The sequence below is a fragment of the Streptomyces sp. NBC_00466 genome (genome assembly GCF_041433995.1).
Lineage (GTDB): Bacteria > Actinomycetota > Actinomycetes > Streptomycetales > Streptomycetaceae > Streptomyces.
In genome coordinates, this window is the sequence record NZ_CP107896.1 from 5,771,095 (window position 1) to 5,787,500 (window position 16,406).

The 16,406-nt window shown below is 69.8% G+C and carries 16 protein-coding genes and 1 rRNA gene (1 of these 17 running past the window's edge); 9 read left to right on the plus strand and 8 right to left on the minus strand.

The annotated features are described in order from the left end of the window. Positions 1–10 precede the first annotated feature (10 nt). Positions 11–1,240 (minus strand): phosphoserine phosphatase SerB, encoded by a 1,230-nt coding sequence (serB, locus tag OG210_RS25955; protein WP_328325239.1) that lies wholly within the window; start codon positions 1,238–1,240, stop codon positions 11–13. A 273-nt stretch (positions 1,241–1,513) separates the two neighbouring features. Here serB and OG210_RS25960 point away from each other — a divergent pair, with 273 nt between their 5' ends. Beyond that, on the plus strand, positions 1,514–4,102 hold the full coding sequence (locus OG210_RS25960) for an FHA domain-containing protein (RefSeq protein WP_328325237.1): 2,589 nt from the start codon (positions 1,514–1,516) through the stop codon (positions 4,100–4,102). A gap of 164 nt (positions 4,103–4,266) precedes the next feature. Here OG210_RS25960 and OG210_RS25965 read toward each other — a convergent pair whose 3' ends face one another. From OG210_RS25965 to OG210_RS25975, 3 genes are all read right to left on the minus strand, one after another. After that, positions 4,267–5,004, minus strand: coding sequence for a transglycosylase SLT domain-containing protein (locus OG210_RS25965; protein WP_328325235.1), 738 nt, complete (start codon positions 5,002–5,004; stop codon positions 4,267–4,269). A 262-nt stretch (positions 5,005–5,266) separates the two neighbouring features. Then, on the minus strand, positions 5,267–6,364 hold the full coding sequence (locus OG210_RS25970) for an S-adenosylmethionine:tRNA ribosyltransferase-isomerase (RefSeq protein WP_371538903.1): 1,098 nt from the start codon (positions 6,362–6,364) through the stop codon (positions 5,267–5,269). Next, positions 6,361–7,059 (minus strand): SDR family oxidoreductase, encoded by a 699-nt coding sequence (locus tag OG210_RS25975; RefSeq protein ID WP_328325230.1) that lies wholly within the window; start codon positions 7,057–7,059, stop codon positions 6,361–6,363. Before OG210_RS25975 ends, OG210_RS25970 begins: the two co-directional genes overlap by 4 nt. 190 nt (positions 7,060–7,249) lie before the next feature. Between OG210_RS25975 and OG210_RS25980 the strand changes: the two genes are divergently transcribed. The 3 genes from OG210_RS25980 (at position 7,250) to OG210_RS25990 (ending at position 9,426) form a co-directional block, all read left to right on the plus strand. Then, positions 7,250–8,401 carry a GAF domain-containing sensor histidine kinase gene (locus OG210_RS25980; RefSeq protein WP_328325228.1) on the plus strand — a complete coding sequence of 384 codons (1,152 nt, stop codon included), beginning with the start codon at positions 7,250–7,252 and terminating at the stop codon, positions 8,399–8,401. Then, positions 8,394–9,053, plus strand: a complete 660-nt coding sequence (locus tag OG210_RS25985; protein WP_328325225.1) for a response regulator transcription factor — start codon at positions 8,394–8,396, stop codon at positions 9,051–9,053. The genes OG210_RS25980 and OG210_RS25985 overlap by 8 nt, the downstream gene beginning before the upstream one ends. Before the next feature lie 133 nt (positions 9,054–9,186). Beyond that, positions 9,187–9,426: a chaplin gene (locus OG210_RS25990; RefSeq protein ID WP_328325223.1), complete on the plus strand. Its 240-nt coding sequence runs from the start codon at positions 9,187–9,189 to the stop codon at positions 9,424–9,426. A 92-nt stretch (positions 9,427–9,518) separates the two neighbouring features. Here the strand turns inward: OG210_RS25990 and OG210_RS25995 are convergent, their stop codons facing one another. Beyond that, positions 9,519–10,307 (minus strand): hypothetical protein, encoded by a 789-nt coding sequence (locus OG210_RS25995; RefSeq protein WP_328325221.1) that lies wholly within the window; start codon positions 10,305–10,307, stop codon positions 9,519–9,521. Positions 10,308–10,429: 122 nt separating this feature from the next. Between OG210_RS25995 and OG210_RS26000 the strand changes: the two genes are divergently transcribed. The 3 genes from OG210_RS26000 (at position 10,430) to OG210_RS26010 (ending at position 12,769) form a co-directional block, all read left to right on the plus strand. Beyond that, positions 10,430–11,227, plus strand: coding sequence for an ABC transporter ATP-binding protein (locus OG210_RS26000; protein WP_164267483.1), 798 nt, complete (start codon positions 10,430–10,432; stop codon positions 11,225–11,227). A gap of 59 nt (positions 11,228–11,286) precedes the next feature. After that, positions 11,287–11,715 (plus strand): NfeD family protein, encoded by a 429-nt coding sequence (locus OG210_RS26005; protein ID WP_371538908.1) that lies wholly within the window; start codon positions 11,287–11,289, stop codon positions 11,713–11,715. A gap of 112 nt (positions 11,716–11,827) precedes the next feature. After that, positions 11,828–12,769, plus strand: a complete 942-nt coding sequence (locus OG210_RS26010; protein ID WP_266858387.1) for an SPFH domain-containing protein — start codon at positions 11,828–11,830, stop codon at positions 12,767–12,769. 148 nt (positions 12,770–12,917) lie between these two features. Here the strand turns inward: OG210_RS26010 and OG210_RS26015 are convergent, their stop codons facing one another. From OG210_RS26015 to OG210_RS26025, 3 genes are all read right to left on the minus strand, one after another. Beyond that, positions 12,918–13,421, minus strand: a complete 504-nt coding sequence (locus OG210_RS26015; protein WP_328325218.1) for an HNH endonuclease — start codon at positions 13,419–13,421, stop codon at positions 12,918–12,920. Between the two features lie 142 nt (positions 13,422–13,563). Continuing rightward, positions 13,564–14,100: a YbhB/YbcL family Raf kinase inhibitor-like protein gene (locus OG210_RS26020; protein WP_328325216.1), complete on the minus strand. Its 537-nt coding sequence runs from the start codon at positions 14,098–14,100 to the stop codon at positions 13,564–13,566. Between the two features lie 41 nt (positions 14,101–14,141). Further along, entirely contained in the window at positions 14,142–14,924 is a 783-nt protein-coding gene (locus OG210_RS26025; protein WP_371538912.1) for a sporulation protein, read from the minus strand. 100 nt (positions 14,925–15,024) lie between these two features. Here OG210_RS26025 and OG210_RS26030 point away from each other — a divergent pair, with 100 nt between their 5' ends. Together OG210_RS26030 and OG210_RS26035 are read left to right on the plus strand one after the other, a co-directional pair. Next, positions 15,025–15,666 carry a DNA-3-methyladenine glycosylase gene (locus OG210_RS26030; protein WP_328325213.1) on the plus strand — a complete coding sequence of 214 codons (642 nt, stop codon included), beginning with the start codon at positions 15,025–15,027 and terminating at the stop codon, positions 15,664–15,666. Positions 15,667–16,235: 569 nt separating this feature from the next. Beyond that, positions 16,236–16,406, plus strand: a 16S ribosomal RNA gene (locus tag OG210_RS26035); it runs 1,355 nt beyond the window's last position.

The following is a 16,406-nucleotide window of genomic DNA, read 5'->3' on the forward strand; positions in this document are numbered from 1 at the left end:
AGGGCGGTGGTCAGACCCCGTCGTCGACGAGGCCGTCCGCGGCCTCGACCTCTTCACGGGTGATGCCCAGCAGATAGAGCACAGTGTCCAGGAACGGCACGTTCACCGCCGTGTCGGCGGCCTTGCGGACCACGGGCTTGGCATTGAACGCGACGCCGAGCCCCGCAGCGTTGAGCATGTCCAGGTCGTTCGCACCGTCCCCGATGGCGACGGTCTGTGCCAGCGGGACGCCCGCCTGCTCGGCGAACCGCCGCAGCAGCCGCGCCTTGCCCGCGCGGTCCACGATCTCACCGACGACCCGCCCGGTGAGCCTGCCGTCGACGATCTCCAGCGTGTTGGCCGAGGCGAAATCGAGGCCGAGCCGTTCCTTGAGGTCGTCGGTCACCTGGGTGAACCCGCCGGACACGACGCCCACTTGGTAGCCGAGCCGCTTCAGCGTACGGATCAGGGTGCGGGCACCGGGCGTGAGCCGTACCTCGGACCGTACTTTGTCGACGACCGAGGCATCGAGCCCCGCGAGCAGCGCCACCCGCGCGTGCAGCGACTGCTCGAAGTCCAGCTCGCCGCGCATCGCGCGGGCCGTCACCTCCGCGACCTCCTGCTCGCACCCCGCGTGCGCGGCGAAAAGCTCGATCACCTCGTCCTGGATGACGGTCGAGTCGACGTCCATCACGACGAGCCGCTGGGCGCGGCGGTGCAGACCGGCCGAGACCACGGCCACATCCACGCCGAGCACCGAAGCCTCCAGGGCGAGCGCCGTGCGCAGTGGCTCGGTCTCCACCCCGGACACCGCGAACTCCACTGCGGTCACCGGGTACTTGGCCAGCCGGAAGATACGGTCGATGTTGCCGCCCGTGGCGGTGATGCTGGCCGCTATGGCGGCGGTCGACTCGGCGGTGAGCGGGTTGCCGAGCACGGTCACATGGGAACGTCCGCTGCCCCGGGGCCGGTTGTCGCCGGTGCCGGAGATGATCTCGGTCTCCAGCTTGAGGGACTCGGCCCAGCTGTGCACGGTCGCCCGCAGCTCGCCCTGGGCGTTGCCGCCGGGGCCCGGAGCTGTGATGAGGGCGCACAGCACGATCCGGCCACGGGTGACCACCTGCTCGATGTCGACGACGTCGACGGCATAGGCGGCGAGGGTGTCGAAGAGACCTGCGGTGATCCCGGGGCGGTCCTTCCCGAAGATCTTGACGAGGAGGGTCGGCGAGTCCGCGTGGACTGGGGGCTGCGATGCGCTCATGGTGGTCCCACCGTATAGGGCGCGGCCGGGCCGCAGGCAGCCCGTCCCGAGGACCGGACGCCCGTGGCGGGACCGGCCCGCGGGTCGGGCGCGGTGGCCCGTATTTGTCCCGAACGTCGCCCGGACCTGTGCACCTCCACCCCATTGGTACGCGGTCGTCACACGGCCCGGCTTCCCGATGCGTCCCTGTGCCTGAAATAGTTCCCCAGGATGTTCGCCATCCCTAGACTCCCTGCAACGGGGGTACCTCGGGGGACAATAAGTGGGGCTGGAGTGCCGGAACTCGTAGTTGAACTGAATGGCAGGATCTGGACGCTCGATCCGTCCAGGTCGTACACCCTCGGCCGTGATCCGCAGGGAGACCTGCCGATCGACGACGCCAGGGTCTCGTGGCGACACGCCACTATCAGCTGGGGAGGCCGTGGTTGGCTCATTGAGGACCACGGTTCGACCAACGGCACCTTTGTGCGGGGACAGCGGATCCAGCAGCTGGAGATCGGCCCCGGTTCCGCGGTGCACCTCGGCAACGCGACCGACGGCCCGCTGCTGAGCCTGTCCGCCGCGACGGCCGGTGCGCAGGCCGCCCAGGCTCAGGCGCCCGCGGCGATGCAGGCCCAGGCGTCCGCTCCGGCGTACGCCCCGCCGGCCGCCCAGGCCCAGGGACCGGCGTACGCCCCTCCCCAGCAGCAGGGCGCTCCGGCGGGCTGGGCCCCGGCCCAGCAGCCGCCGCAGAACGCGGCGCCGCAGGACTGGCAGCAGCCGCAGGGCGGCCAGCTGCCTCACCAGAGCCAGGCGCCTCAGCAGGCCGGTCCGGCGGGCGGGGGCTCGGAGGCCCCGCCCGCGTACGGCGACCGCAGCCCGACCACCTTCCACCAGCTGGCATTCGGCCGGGTGATGCGGATCGGCCGTGCGCTGGAGAACGAACTGGTCGTCTCCGACCTCCAGGTCTCCCGCATCCACGCCGAGTTCGTCGCGACACCGGACGGCCGCTTCGAGATCCGTGACCTCGGATCCCACAACGGCACGTACATCAACGGCCAGCCGATGGCCAAGTCCGGTACGGCCCTGATCGGCCCGAACGACATCGTCGGCGTCGGCCACTCGACCTTCCGGCTGGTCGGTGACCGCCTGGAGGAGTTCGTCGACACCGGCGAGGTCTCCTTCTCCGCCCGCCACCTCACGGTGACGGTCGACGGCGGCAAGGACATCCTCAAGGACGTCTCGTTCGGCGTCCCCGAGAAGTCGCTCATCGCGGTCATCGGCCCGTCGGGCTCCGGGAAGTCCACCCTGCTCAAGGCGCTCACCGGCTACCGGCCCGCCAACCGCGGCGAGGTCCTCTACGACAACAGGGACCTGTACAAGCAGTTCGCCGAGCTGCGCCAGCGCATCGGACTGGTCCCGCAGGACGACATCCTGCACAAGGAGCTCACGGTCCGTAAGGCGATGAAGTACGCGGCCAAGCTGCGCTTCCCCGCCGACACCACCGAGGCGGAGCGCTCCTCGCGCATCGACGAGGTGCTGCGCGAGCTGAAGCTGGACATCCACAAGGAGAAGAGGGTCGCCTCCCTCTCCGGCGGCCAGCGCAAGCGGGTCTCGGTCGCACTCGAACTGCTGACCAAGCCGTCGCTGATCTTCCTGGACGAGCCGACGTCGGGGCTCGACCCGGGCATGGACCGCGATGTCATGCAGCTGCTGCGCGGCCTCGCCGACGACGGCCGTACGGTCCTCGTCGTCACGCACTCCGTCGCCGAACTCGCCATCTGCGACAAGCTCCTGGTGATGGCGCCCGGCGGCTCGGTCGCGTACTTCGGACCGCCCGAGGAAGCGCTCAACTTCTTCGGCTACAGCAGCTGGGCCGATGTCTTCTCGGCCTTCGAGAACTACCGCGACTACGACTGGTCGGGGCGCTGGCGCGGTTCGCAGCACTACCAGATGTATGCGGCGGACATCGACTCGGTCGCCGTGCAGTCGGTCCAGATGCCGTCCGCCCAGTCGATGAAGCCGCCGAAGCCGCAGGCCTGGGGCTCCCAGCTGCTCACCCTGATGAGGCGCTATGTGTCGGTGATCGTGTCCGACAAGGGCTTCATGGCGCTCTCCCTGCTGCTGCCCGCGGTGCTGGGCACGGTCGGCGCGCTGATCCCCGCGGACTACGGACTCGGCTTCGGGCCGCCGACGGGGCGCCTCAGCAACGGCGACGGCGCGGTGATCCTGCTGATCCTCGCGGTGGGCGCCTGCTTCGCCGGGGCGGCCAACTCCGTACGAGAGCTGATCAAGGAACGGGTGATCTACGAACGGGAGCGGGCCACCGGCCTGTCGCGTTCCGCCTATCTGATGTCCAAGGTGATCGTGCTCGGCCTGATCACCCTGGTGCAGGGCGCCATCATCGGCGGCATCGGCTTCGGGATGAAGAAGGCACCCACCGAGGGCCTGATCTTCCCGACCTCCACCCGGGTCGAGATGACTCTGCCGATCATGGCGCTCGGCCTCACCTCGATGATGATCGGCCTGATCATCTCCTCGCTGGTGAAGACCTCCGAGAAGACCATGCCGCTCCTCGTCATGTTCGCCATCACACAGGTCGTCTTCACGGGCTGCCTCTTCACCCTGAACGGCGCCACGGGGATCAACCAGTTCTCGTTCCTGATGCCGGCCCGCTGGGCGGTCGCCGCCGCGGGCACCACCGCGTCGCTGAACGTCCTGCTGCCCAACAAGAAGGACCTCGCCAGTACGGACCCGCTCTGGGACCACACGCTCGGTACCTGGGTGATGGACATGGGAATCCTGCTCGCCATCGGCGTGGTCTGCGGCGTCGTGGTGGCGCGGCTGCTGCGCAGGCACGAGCCCGAGGTCATGCGCAAGTAGCGTCATGCGTCAGTGGAGTCAGGCGTCAGTGAAGTCCTGCGCAAGCAGACCACCTGGCAGAGAGCCGACGCCGAAGGGCGGCACCCGCAGTGTGGGTGCCGCCCTTCGGCGTGGTCCGGCGGTGCGCCGGACCCGTATGTGACTCGTACGTGACCAGTGCCGGATCAGTAGGCGCTGTTGACGTTGTCGATCGAGCCGTAGTTCGCGGCGGCGTAGTTCGCGGCGGCGGTGATGTTGGCGACCGGGTCGTAGATGTTGGACGACGTGCCGGCGACGTGGTACGCGTTGAACGTCGGCTGGATGGTCTGGAGCAGACCCTTCGACGGGACACCGTTCTGGGCGTTGATGTCCCAGTTGTTGATGGCCATCGGGTTGCCGCCGGACTCACGGATGATGTTGCGGTACAGGCCGTTGTACGAGCCGGGGATGTTCTTGGCCTGCATGATGGCCAGGGCGTGGCGGATCCAGCCGTCGAGGTTGTTCGCGTAGACGGGCTGGCGGGCGGCGGCGCGGCTGGCGGCCGCCTTGGCCTCCCGCTCCTTCACCTTCGCCGCTGCGGCGGCCTTCGCCTTGGCCTTCGCGGCAGCCTCGCTCTTCGCCTTGGCGGCGGCTTCGGCCTTGGCCTTGGCGACGGCCTTGGCCTTCGCGGCTGCCTTCGCCTTGGCCGCTGCGGCCTTGGCGGCCTGGTCGGCGTGGGCCTGCTGCGTGTGGAGGCTTGCCTCCACCGTCTTGGTCTGCGAGGCGAAGGCCACCGGGGCCGCGTCGACGTGGGTGGTCTCGGCGGACGCGTTTCCGGGAACAAGAGTGAAGGCGAGCGCTGCGGCGCCGACGGCGGCCACACCACCGATCGAGTACTTGTGAGTCTTGGTCAGGCGACGAAGGCCATAGCGGTTCTCGGACATGTGGGCGTACCTCTTCGAATAGCGGAAGTCGCGAGCGCCGGGGGCGGCGAAGCGCCCTGGGGCGGCGACGGGAGCAATTCTTAGCGGCCGCAAAATCTTGTGGCAAAGGTGTGACGTACGAAGGTGCTTAGTGGCGTAGGGGCGCTCCTGGAGTGCCGGGTGCCCGCGCGTACCCGGTCCAGGGGCGCCTTAAGCATCCACTAGCGAACCTCGTAAGTGACGTGGGTCCTATGCGCGGCGTCACACTGTTCGGGCACTGTTTTCACGATGTGTTGCTGCCGCAATGCGGAACGTTAGGTTCCTCATCCGGAAGGATGAGGTGAACGTCCCCGAACTCGTGCCAGAGGTAGAGCGCCCGTACCGCTTCCGCATAGCTGCGCTCCAGGGCCTCCCGCCCCGCGACCGCCTCCAGCAACAACAGGTGGGAGGCCTGCGGCTCGTGCAGCCCGGTCAGCAGCCCGTCCACGACCCGCACCCCGCGGCCCGGCGTGACCACCAGATCCGTCCACCCGGCCATCGCCCGCACCACCCCGTCCACCCCACTGCCCCGGGCCGCGGTCTCCAGGGCGCGCACCGCCGTCGTCCCCACCGCGACGATCCGCCCGCCGCCCGCCCTCGCCGCGTTGACCAGCCGGGCGGTGGCCTCCGGCACCTCGAACCGTTCGGGATACGGGGTCTCGTACGCCTCCGCCGACGCCACCCCGGTGTGCAGTACCACCGGCGCGAACTGGATCCCCCGGCTCACCAGTTCCGCGACAAGCCCGGTGGTGAAGGGCCGCGCGGCACTCGGCATCTCCGCCGAACCCGCCCCGTCCGGGGAGGCCAGCGCGAACACCGTCTGATACGCGGAGAGCGGCTGGTCGCGGCGGGTGTACGCGTACCGGATCGGGCGGCCGTGCCGCCGCAGCAGCTCCGGCACCCCGCCCACCGACGGCCGCGCCCACCACAACCGGTCCTCACCGGCGGCCAGCGGCTCCTCCCACACGAGCCGTACACCCCCGGGCAGTCGCACCACGGACCCCGCCGGGCCGCCCGCGCACCGCCGGGTACTCCCGCCCGGCGCCGGCTCCCGCAGCTCCACCGCCCACCGGCCGTCGTCCCCGCGGGCGGAGAAGTGCACCACGACGCGGGCCCCCGCCGAGGTGGTCCCGTCGACCGCCGCGGCCAGCGTCCGTGAGGTGTTCACCACCAGTACGTCCCCCGCCCGCAGCTGTCCCGGCAGCTCCCGGAAGGCGTGGTGGGAGACCTCGGTGCCGCGCGACACCATCAGGCGTACGTCGTCCCGCCCGCGACCACGCTCCTCGGCGGGCACCGTCGCCGGCGGCCCGTCGGGGATCCGCAGCGCCTGCCGCGCACTCATCGCACCTCACCCGCCAGTGCGGGGGCCGAGTACCGCCCGCTCGCCGGCCGCTCGTCGAGCAGCCGCAGAAACGCCGGGACCACCTCCGAAGGCGCGGGCCTCTCCTCCTCGTCACCGGGCACCGCGGCCGCGTACAGATCGGTACGCATGTCGCCCGGGTCCACCGCCCACACCCGCAGGCCCGGCTCCTCGGCCGCGAGCACCGCCGAAAGCTGGTCCAGCGCGGCCTTCGACGCCCCGTAACCGCCCCACGTCGGGTACGCCTCGACAGCGGCGTCCGAACTCACCGTGACCACCGTCCCCGCACCTGCCGCCCGCAGCAGCGGCAGCGCCTCCTGCACCAGACCGAGCGCGGCCACCACATTGGTCTCCAGCGCCGCCCGCAGCCCGTCGGGCGTCAGCTCCTCCAGGCGTACGAGCGGCTCGGCGCCCAGCGCGCTCGCATTGCTGACCAGCAGATCGAGCCCGCCCAGACCGCGCGCCGCCGCCACCAGCCGGCTCCGGTGAGCCGCGTCGCCGACATCCCCCGCAAACGCCAGCACCCGCGTGCCGTACTCCGCGAGCTCCCGCGCCGCCCCGTCCAGCACCTCCGGTGTCCTCGCATCGATGACCAGGTCCCAGCCCCGCTCCGCGAGGCCCGCCGCGAGCGCCCGGCCCAGCCCCTTCGATCCGCCCGTGATGACCGCTACCGCCATGGCACGTCCCTCTTCCCGTAGCTCTCCGGTCCTGCCGTCGCTTCGTGCCATCAACGTAGGAACGCGCCCCCGCTCCGCGCCTCGTCCGCCGGACGCAGGGCTCCAGGCAATTCGGCCTGGTCCTCATGGACCGGGCCGGAGCCGTCCACAGCCCGATACGGCCCGCCCGGCCCGCCGGTACGGTGTGGCCATGTCCCACAGACCCGCATCCGGCCTGTCCGCGGTGAGCACCGCGCTGCTCGCGATGAGCAGGCATCTGGAGGTCCGCGACGTCCTCAAGACGATCGTGGCCTCGGCCCGCGAGCTGCTGGACGCCGAGTACGCCGCGCTCGGGGTCCCCGACGACCACGGCGGCTTCGCCCAGTTCGTGGTCGACGGGGTCAGCGACGCCCAGTGGAAGGCCATCGGCCCGCTCCCGCGCCAGCACGGCATCCTCGCCGCGATGCTGCACGACGAGAAGCCCCAGCGCCTCGACGACGTACGCGAGGACCCCCGCTTCGGCGGCTGGCCGTCCACGCACCCCGACATGTCGGACTTCCTCGGCCTGCCCGTACGCGACGGCGACGAGACGATCGCCGCGCTCTTCCTCGCCAACAAGCGGTGCCCCAGGCCCACCGGCCGCTGCGGGTTCACCGAGGAGGACGAGGAGCTGCTGACGATCCTCGCCCAGCACGCCGCCATCGCCCTCACCAACGCCCGCCTGTACGAGCGGAGCCGCGAGCTGACCATCGCCGAGGAGCGCTCCCGGCTGGCGCACGAGCTCCACGACGCCGTCAGCCAGAAACTCTTCTCCCTGCGGCTGACGGCCCAGGCCGCCGCCACACTGGTGGACCGCGACCCGGCCCGCGCCAAGGGCGAGCTCCAGCAGGTCGCCGACCTCGCGGCCGAGGCCGCCGAAGAACTCCGCGCCGCCGTCGTGGAACTGCGCCCCGCCGCCCTCGACGAGGACGGTCTGGTCCCCACGCTCCGGACGCACATCCAGGTACTCGACCGCGCGCACACCCCCCACGTCACCTTCCGGAGCGGGCCGGTGCGGGCGCTGCCCGCCGCCCAGGAGGAGGCGCTGCTGCGGGTGGCCCAGGAGGCGCTGCACAACGCCCTGCGCCACTCGGGCGCCGGGCGGATCGATGTCGTACTGGAGAGCCGGCGGCTCCGGCCCGGCGCCGTCCTGCGGATCACCGACGACGGCACCGGATTCGAGCCGTCGGCCGTCCGGCGGGCCGGCCGGCACCTCGGGCTGGTCTCCATGCGGGACCGGGCGAGCGGCGTCGGAGGCACGCTCAGGGTGGAATCGGCGCCCGGAGAGGGCGCCACGATCGAGATGGAGGTGCCCGGTGGCTGACACCGCGCCCCGGCCGAAGGCGGCCATCCGCGTCCTGCTCGTCGACGACCACCAGGTCGTCAGGCGGGGCCTGCGCACCTTTCTGGAGATCCAGGACGACATCGAGGTCGTGGGCGAGGCACCGGACGGGGAGCAGGGGGTGGCCGCCGCAGAGGAGCTGCGCCCCGACATCGTCCTGATGGACATCAAGATGCCGGGTATGGACGGCATCGAGGCGCTGCGCAGGCTCAGGGAGCTGGCCAATCCGGCCCGAGTGCTGGTGGTCACCAGCTTCACCGAGCAGCGGACCGTGGTTCCCGCCCTGCGCGCGGGTGCGTCGGGCTATGTGTACAAGGACGTCGACCCGGAGGCGCTGGCCGACGCGATCCGCTCCGTCCACGCCGGGCACGTTCTGCTCCAGCCCGAAGTGGCCGGGGCTCTCCTCTCCCAGGAGCCCGGCGGCGGCCAGGGGAGGGGCACCGCGCTCACCGAGCGGGAACGCGAGGTGCTCGGGCTGATCGCCGACGGACGCTCCAACCGGGAGATCGCGCGGGCGCTGGTCCTCTCCGAGAAGACCGTCAAGACGCATGTGTCGAACATCCTGATGAAACTGGACCTCGCCGACCGGACCCAGGCGGCGCTCTGGGCGGTACGGAACGGGGCGGCGGGCTGAGCTGGCCGTCACTTTCCGGTGTGAGATTCATACCGTCGGGTGTAAGTCACCCACATGGCGTATCCGAGCGGACTCTCCGCCGTTCTCCATGCGTGCTGCGGCGCCGGCCGCAGCCAGCTAGGAGGATCCTGAAATGAAGAACCTGAAGAAGGCCGCTGCCGTTACCCTCGTCGCCGGTGGCATGCTCGCCGCCGGAGCCGGTGCCGCGTCCGCCGCAGGCCACGCCGTGGGCACGGCGGCCGGCTCCCCGGGCGTCGTCTCCGGCAACGTGGTGCAGGTCCCGGTGCACGTCCCTGTGAACGCCGTCGGCAACACCGTCTCCGTGATCGGCGTCCTGAACCCGGCCTTCGCCAACCACGGCATCAACGGCTGACCGGACAACGGCCACCGGCCGACGGCCCCCCGGACACCGTGCCCCTTCGGGCACCGTGCCGGGGGGCCGTGCCGAGGGGCGGGTCGCCCTCGTCAGCCGCGCCGCTCCCGCTCCTCCACATACGCGTTGTACGCCGCCACCTGCGCCCGCCGGGCCACCCGCTCCACCGGCCGCAGCGCGTCCCCCCGCGCCGCCATCTCCGAAGCGCTCACCGCACCGCCCGGCCCGTGCTCGTACGCCACCGAGACCAGCAGCCCGACCCGCCGCGCCAGTTCGAGCACCCGGACCGCGCGCGCCGGATACCCCGGTGCGAGCAGGTCCCCGGCCCCCGCTTCCGCCCGGGCCCGGTACGCGTCGATCGCCGCTTCGGCAGCAGGCCCGCCGCCCGCCACATCGAGACCCGAGAGCACGGCGGTCGCCTCCCGCAGCGCCTCCGCCAGCTCCCGCTCCGCCTCGCCGAGCGAGGGCACGTCGGCCGGCGGCGCCTCGCGGACCGGCAGGCAGTGCCAGACCACCTCCCGGTGCAGATCGCCCTCCGGGCCCGCCTCGTACAGCTCGGGCACCAGACCCAGAGGCACGCCGAAGGCGGTGACCGCCTCCTCCGCCTCCAGCGCCCGAGCGTTGAACTCCGGCGGCCCACTGAGGCCGAGCGGATGCCCCGCTGTGGGCATCGCCACCCGGTACCCGGTCGCGCCGAGCGATCTCAGCCGCCCCAGCGCCAGCGTGAGCCCGACGGGCCCCGCCTCGCCCGGCAGCCCCTCCACCCGGTGGACGGCGTCCTCACCCACGATGGCGAGTGCGGCGTCATCCGGCGATACAATTCCGGCCAACAGGGCATTTCCCCAAGAGGCCAGCCGTCCTGAGCGTGGTTCCGTAAACATGGACCCAGCGTAGGGACTGGACCTAGAGGTGGGCGCACTTATCAAGTGGCGTAGGTTTTCCCTGGGAGCTGCGCCCACAGGCGCACGCGTGAACCGAGACTGCATGGGGAGACAACGCGCTCATGAGCGATGTACTGGAGCTGCTGGACGTATCGGTGGTCCGCGACGGACGTGCTCTGGTGGACGACGTCTCCTGGGCGGTGAAGGAGGGGGAGCGCTGGGTCATCCTCGGCCCCAACGGCGCCGGCAAGACCACCCTCCTCAATATCGCGTCCAGCTACCTCTTCCCGACCACCGGCACCGCGTCGATCCTCGGCGAGCAGCTCGGCAAGCCGGGCACCGACGTCTTCGAACTCCGCCCGCGCATCGGCATGGCCGGCGCCGCCATGGCCGAGAAGATGCCCAAGCGGCAGACCGTCCTGCAGGTGGTGCTCACCGCGGCCTACGGCATGACGGCCACCTGGCACGAGGACTACGAGGAGGTCGACGAGCAGCGCGCCCGCGCCTTCCTCGACCGCCTCGGCATGACCGAGTTCCTGGACCGCAAGTTCGGCACCCTCTCCGAGGGCGAGCGCAAGCGCACCCTGATCGCCCGCGCGATGATGACCGACCCCGAACTCCTCCTGCTCGACGAGCCCGCCGCCGGTCTCGACCTCGGCGGCCGCGAGGACCTCGTACGCCGTCTCGGCCGACTGGCCAAGGACCCGTACGCCCCCTCGATGGTGATGGTGACCCACCACGTCGAGGAGATCGCTCCGGGCTTCACCCACGTCCTGATGATCCGTCAGGGCAAGGTGCTCGCAGCCGGTCCGATGGAGACCGAGCTGAGTTCCCGCAACCTCTCCCTCTGCTTCGGGCTGCCGCTCGTCGTCGAACAGCGCGGCAACCGCTGGACCGCGCAGGGCCTTCCGCTCGGCTGACCGGTTCCGCACCCCTTGCGCCCTGTCCCCGGAGGGGACTGCCGCCCTACCATGACCCCGTGGACATCGAGGCATGGGTGTGGTGGCTGATCGGCGCGGCCGGGCTGGGAATCCCGCTCGTCATCACCGCAATGCCCGAATTCGGGATGCTGGCCGTGGGAGCGGTCGCCGCATCGGCCGCCGCCGGCCTCGGCGTCGGACCGGTGCTCCAGGTCCTCGTGTTCGTGATCGTGTCCGTCGCGCTCATCGCCGTAGTACGCCCCATCGCGAACCGGCACCGGTCCCAGCGACCTGAACTGGCCACCGGTATCGATGCGCTGAAGGGCCGTCAGGCCGTCGTCCTGGAGCGGGTCGACGGCAGCGGCGGCCGTATCAAGCTGGCCGGAGAGGTCTGGTCGGCGCGGGCGCTCGACGGCGGCAGCAGTTATCAGCCAGGTCAGCAGGTCGATGTCGTGGAGATCGACGGAGCGACAGCGGTCGTCCTGTGACACAACTTGCTGTGAGGGAACCTCCTGTGACAGAACCTCACACACGGCAGACCGAGGTCTGCGAAGATCATTCATCGGGAACTGCCGGCAATCGAAGGGCACGGGGAGCACGATGCCATCCGTCATCATCGTTCTGATCATTCTGGTGGTGCTGGTCTTCATCGCCCTGATCAAGACGATCCAGGTGATCCCACAGGCCAGCGCCGCCATCGTCGAACGGTTCGGCCGCTACACACGCACTCTCAACGCCGGGCTGAACATCGTCGTCCCGTTCATCGACTCGATCCGCAACCGGATCGATCTCCGGGAACAGGTCGTGCCCTTCCCGCCGCAGCCGGTGATCACCCAGGACAACCTGGTCGTCAACATCGACACGGTCATCTACTACCAGGTGACCGACGCCCGCGCCGCGACCTACGAAGTGGCCAGCTACATCCAGGCGATCGAGCAGCTCACCGTCACCACCCTCCGCAACATCATCGGCGGCATGGACCTGGAGCGGACCCTGACCTCCCGTGAGGAGATCAACGCGGCGCTGCGCGGCGTACTCGACGAGGCCACCGGCAAGTGGGGCATCCGCGTCAACCGCGTCGAGCTCAAGGCCATCGAGCCGCCCACCTCCATCCAGGACTCGATGGAGAAGCAGATGCGCGCCGACCGTGACAAGCGCGCCGCGATCCTCCAGGCCGAAGGTGTACGGCAGTCCGAAATCCTGCGCGCCGAGGGCGAGAAGCAGTCGGCCATCCTCCGGGCCGAAGGTGAGGCCAAGGCGTCGGCGCTGCGCGCGGAGGGCGAGGCCCAGGCCATCCGTACGGTATTCGAGTCGATCCACGCGGGCGACGCCGACCAGAAGCTGCTCGCCTACCAGTACCTCCAGATGCTCCCGAAGATCGCCGAGGGCGACGCCAACAAGCTCTGGATCGTGCCGAGCGAGATCGGCGACGCGCTCAAGGGACTCAGCGGAGCCTTCGGGAACCTCGGCGACAACGTCCCCGGCTTCAACACCGGCAAGGAGTCGCCCGCGCCGCCGGCCGCGAGGCGCCCATCGGAGTAACAACCCGGCACAGCAACCCGGCACGACAAGTCGGTGCAGCAACTCGGTACAACAGCTCGGTACAACCAAGAAGCCCGCCCCTGGAATTCGCCACCAGGGGCGGGCTTCTCCGCGTACGGCAAGGGCGGGCGGTTCCGATCGGCGGCGGTTACGCGGTCTGCGGGAGCCAGTCGGGCAGCGCCTGCCGGTCACCGGCACCGAGCGCGAGCATCATCGCGTCGGCCGGAGTCGGCACGAACGGCCTGCGCAGCAGCGGCATTCCGGCCTGGTCCGGGGTACGGGCAGCTTTGCGGTGGTTGTCCTCGGCGCAGGAGGCCACCGTGTTCAGCCAGGTGTCCTGGCCGCCCTGCGCACGCGGCACCACGTGGTCGACGGTGGTCGCCCGACGCCCGCAGTACGCGCACCGGTGCTGGTCGCGGACCAGCACCCCCCGTCTCGACCACGGTGCCTGTCTTCGGAACGGCACCCGGACGTAGCGGCAGAGCCTGATCACCCGGGGCACCGGCAGGTCGACAGCGGCCGCACGCACCCGGAGCCCGGGAAGGGCCTGCTCGACCACGGCCTTGTCCTGGAGCACCAGGACCACCGCGCGGTTGAGCGTCACCGTCGACAGTGGCTCGAAGCTGGCGTTCAGTACCAGTGTGTCCCGCATGGTGCCCACCTCCGTGTGCCGGCCCACCCCCTGGCGGGACTGGGATCAACTCTGGCCGGGCACGCCACGATGGACAACGCAATAAAAAAGGCCCTGCCCTGATCTCTCCAAGACCGGGGCAGGGCAAACAGACGCGCGGGCTTCAGCTTTCGGCGGGAGCCGCGTACTCGGCGATGAGCTGGGCGCGTGCCAGCGTGTGGAAACGCAGATTGAAGCCGACCGCGGCGGGCGGGGTGTCCGAGTCGATACCGAGCTGCGGGGTGTCCACCGCGTACACGGTGAAGACATAGCGGTGGTTCTCACCGGCCGGCGGCGCGGCGCCCCCGAACTCCTTCGCACCGTAGTCATTGCGGGCCTGGACCGCGCCGGGCGGCAGCCCCTTGAACGCACCACTGCCCGCACCCGCCGGGAGCTCGGTCACGGAGGCCGGAATGTCGAACAGCGACCAGTGCCAGAACCCGCTGCCCGTGGGCGCGTCGGGGTCGAAGCAGGTCACGGCGAAGCTCCTGGTCTCCGGCGGGAAACCCTCCCACCGCAGCTGCGGCGAGGTGTTCCCCGCCGCGTATACCTGCGCGTCCTTCAATACCGCCCCCGGCGCGACGTCCTCGCTCATCACGGTGAACGAGGGCACCGGCGGATGAAAGTCATGGGGGAGCGGCGGCTTGCTGAGCCCGGTCACGACGGCACCTCCTGCATCGGCTGTCAGTTCCGTGTCCGACCCTAGAGCCAGTTACGTCTGCCACCCACATCGGCCAGCCACTGATGGAGGTATCCCGTCCAGTCGGTGTCCCTGAAGTCGTGCAGACCCACCTGGAACGCCCGGTACGAGTCACTGCTCTCGCTGAAGAGACCCGGCTTCTTGTCCATTTCCAGGATCACGTCCATCTCGCGGTCGTCTGCGACAAAGGTCAGCTCGACCTGGTTCAGCCCCCGGTACTGCTCCGGCGGGCAGAACTCGATCTCCTGGTAGAAGGGGAGCAACTGGCGCGTGCCGCGGATGTGGCCGCGCTCCAGATCCGCACTCACGAACCGGAAGCCCAGCTCGCCGAAGGCATCGAGAACGGCCTGCTGGGCGGGGAGCGGATGTACGTGGATGGGGTCGAGGTCCCCGGAGTCCACCGCCCGCGCGATCTCCAGCTCCGTCGTCACCCCGATATGCATCCCGGGCAGGGGCCGCCCCGCGATGTTCGTGATCGGGGTCTCCCAGGGGATTTCGAGCCCGAAGGGCACCACATGCAGGGCGCCCGCCGCTATCGCCAGATCCCCGCCCAGACGTATCTCGGTGAACTCGATGTCCTGCTTGACCTCGTGGTCGCCGCCCTCGATCTCCACACGGCCCTGGAGCCCTACGGAGAGGCCCTCGATCCGCTGGCCGACGGCGCCGCCCCGGATCCGCACCTCGCCCTGGACCACACCGCCCGGTACGACGTTCGCCTCGGTCAGCTCGGTCTCCACCGAAGCACCGCCGGCCCCCAAGCTCGCGAGCAGTCTCTTGAACCCCATGCGCACTCCACTCCTCAACGCTCCCTTTTGATCTTGCACCCCCATACATACGCGCCCTCTCGCGCCGACCGCCGGCCGGTCCCCACTACGCTCGTACGCCATGAGCGCCAGCCCGGACCGTACGCCCCTGCCACGCGACTTCTTCGAACGCTCCGTACTGGAGGTCGCTCCGGATCTCCTGGGCCGCACCCTGGTCCGCCGCACCCCGGACGGGCCGATGGAACTGCGCCTCACCGAAGTGGAGGCATACGCGGGGGAAGTAGACCCGGGATCGCACGCCTACCGCGGCCGGACGGCCCGCAACGAGGTCATGTTCGGTCCGCCCGGTCATGTCTACGTCTACTTCACCTACGGCATGTGGCACTGCATGAACCTGGTCTGCGGCCCGGAGGGCAGGGCGAGCGGGGTGCTGCTCCGCGGGGGAGAGGTGACAGCGGGCGCCGAGCTGGTCCGCCAACGCCGCCCTTCGGCCCGGCACGACAGAGAACTGGCGAAGGGCCCGGCCCGGCTGGCCACCGGTCTGGACGTCGACCGCTCGCTCAACGGTGCCGATGTCTGCGCACCGGGGGAGACCGTGCTGTCGATCCTCACGGGTACTCCGCCCCACGCCGACCTGGTACGGAGCGGTCCCCGCACGGGAGTTGGCGGCGCGGGCGCCCATCAGCCGTGGCGCTTCTGGATCGACAGCGATCCCACGGTCAGCCCGTACCGGGCGCATGTTCCGCGCAGGAAGCGGACTTGACTCGGCCGGTACCGACGCCTAATGTAGTCCGAGCCGCTTGACACGGGCACTGCTATCGGAACGGTCCATCGGACCGAACCTGAGCAGCCCGAAGCGGCCAACCACTACCTACGATCTCCCTCAGCGGGTTTGATTTTCGGCGTGCCGAAATTCGAATCCAAGGCCCGATTATGAGCCTCTGAAGAAATCGGCTAACGTAGTGGACACGCCGAAAGGGAAACGCGAAAGCGTCGAACTAAAAGCACCCCGGCCGACCGGGAATCGGACACGAAAGAGTCTGATAGAGTCGGAAACGCAAGACCGAAGGGAAAAGCCCGGAGGAAAGCCCGAGAGGGTGAGTACAAAGGAAGCGTCCGTTCCTTGAGAACTCAACAGCGTGCCAAAAGTCAACGCCAGATATGTTGATACCCCGGCCCACCTCTGGTGGGTTGGTGGTTCCTTTGAAAAAGACCTGTTCCGGCCTTCGGGTTCGGGGCAGGCAACACACAGCGAGGACGCTGTGGACAGTCGGCCTTATTCCGGCCTGACTGTCCCGCTCAACGCGATGTGGACCCGATTACGGGTAAACATTCACGGAGAGTTTGATCCTGGCTCAGGACGAACGCTGGCGGCGTGCTTAACACATGCAAGTCGAACGATGAAGCCTTTCGGGGTGGATTAGTGGCGAACGGGTGAGTAACACGTGGGCAATCTGCCCTTCACTCTGGGACAAGCCCTGGAAACGGGGTCTAATACCGGAT

Coding starts and splice junctions, on each gene's coding strand:
- serB (WP_328325239.1), bottom strand. CDS start 1,240: ATGAGCGCATCGCAGCCCCCAGTCCACGCGGACTCGCCGACCCTCCTC.
- OG210_RS25965 (WP_328325235.1), bottom strand. CDS start 5,004: ATGTCCGAGAACCGCTATGGCCTTCGTCGCCTGACCAAGACTCACAAG.
- OG210_RS25970 (WP_371538903.1), bottom strand. CDS start 6,364: ATGAGTGCGCGGCAGGCGCTGCGGATCCCCGACGGGCCGCCGGCGACG.
- OG210_RS25975 (WP_328325230.1), bottom strand. CDS start 7,059: ATGGCGGTAGCGGTCATCACGGGCGGATCGAAGGGGCTGGGCCGGGCG.
- OG210_RS25980 (WP_328325228.1), top strand. CDS start 7,250: ATGTCCCACAGACCCGCATCCGGCCTGTCCGCGGTGAGCACCGCGCTG.
- OG210_RS25990 (WP_328325223.1), top strand. CDS start 9,187: ATGAAGAACCTGAAGAAGGCCGCTGCCGTTACCCTCGTCGCCGGTGGC.
- OG210_RS25995 (WP_328325221.1), bottom strand. CDS start 10,307: ATGTTTACGGAACCACGCTCAGGACGGCTGGCCTCTTGGGGAAATGCC.
- OG210_RS26000 (WP_164267483.1), top strand. CDS start 10,430: ATGAGCGATGTACTGGAGCTGCTGGACGTATCGGTGGTCCGCGACGGA.
- OG210_RS26010 (WP_266858387.1), top strand. CDS start 11,828: ATGCCATCCGTCATCATCGTTCTGATCATTCTGGTGGTGCTGGTCTTC.
- OG210_RS26015 (WP_328325218.1), bottom strand. CDS start 13,421: ATGCGGGACACACTGGTACTGAACGCCAGCTTCGAGCCACTGTCGACG.
- OG210_RS26025 (WP_371538912.1), bottom strand. CDS start 14,924: ATGGGGTTCAAGAGACTGCTCGCGAGCTTGGGGGCCGGCGGTGCTTCG.
- OG210_RS26030 (WP_328325213.1), top strand. CDS start 15,025: ATGAGCGCCAGCCCGGACCGTACGCCCCTGCCACGCGACTTCTTCGAA.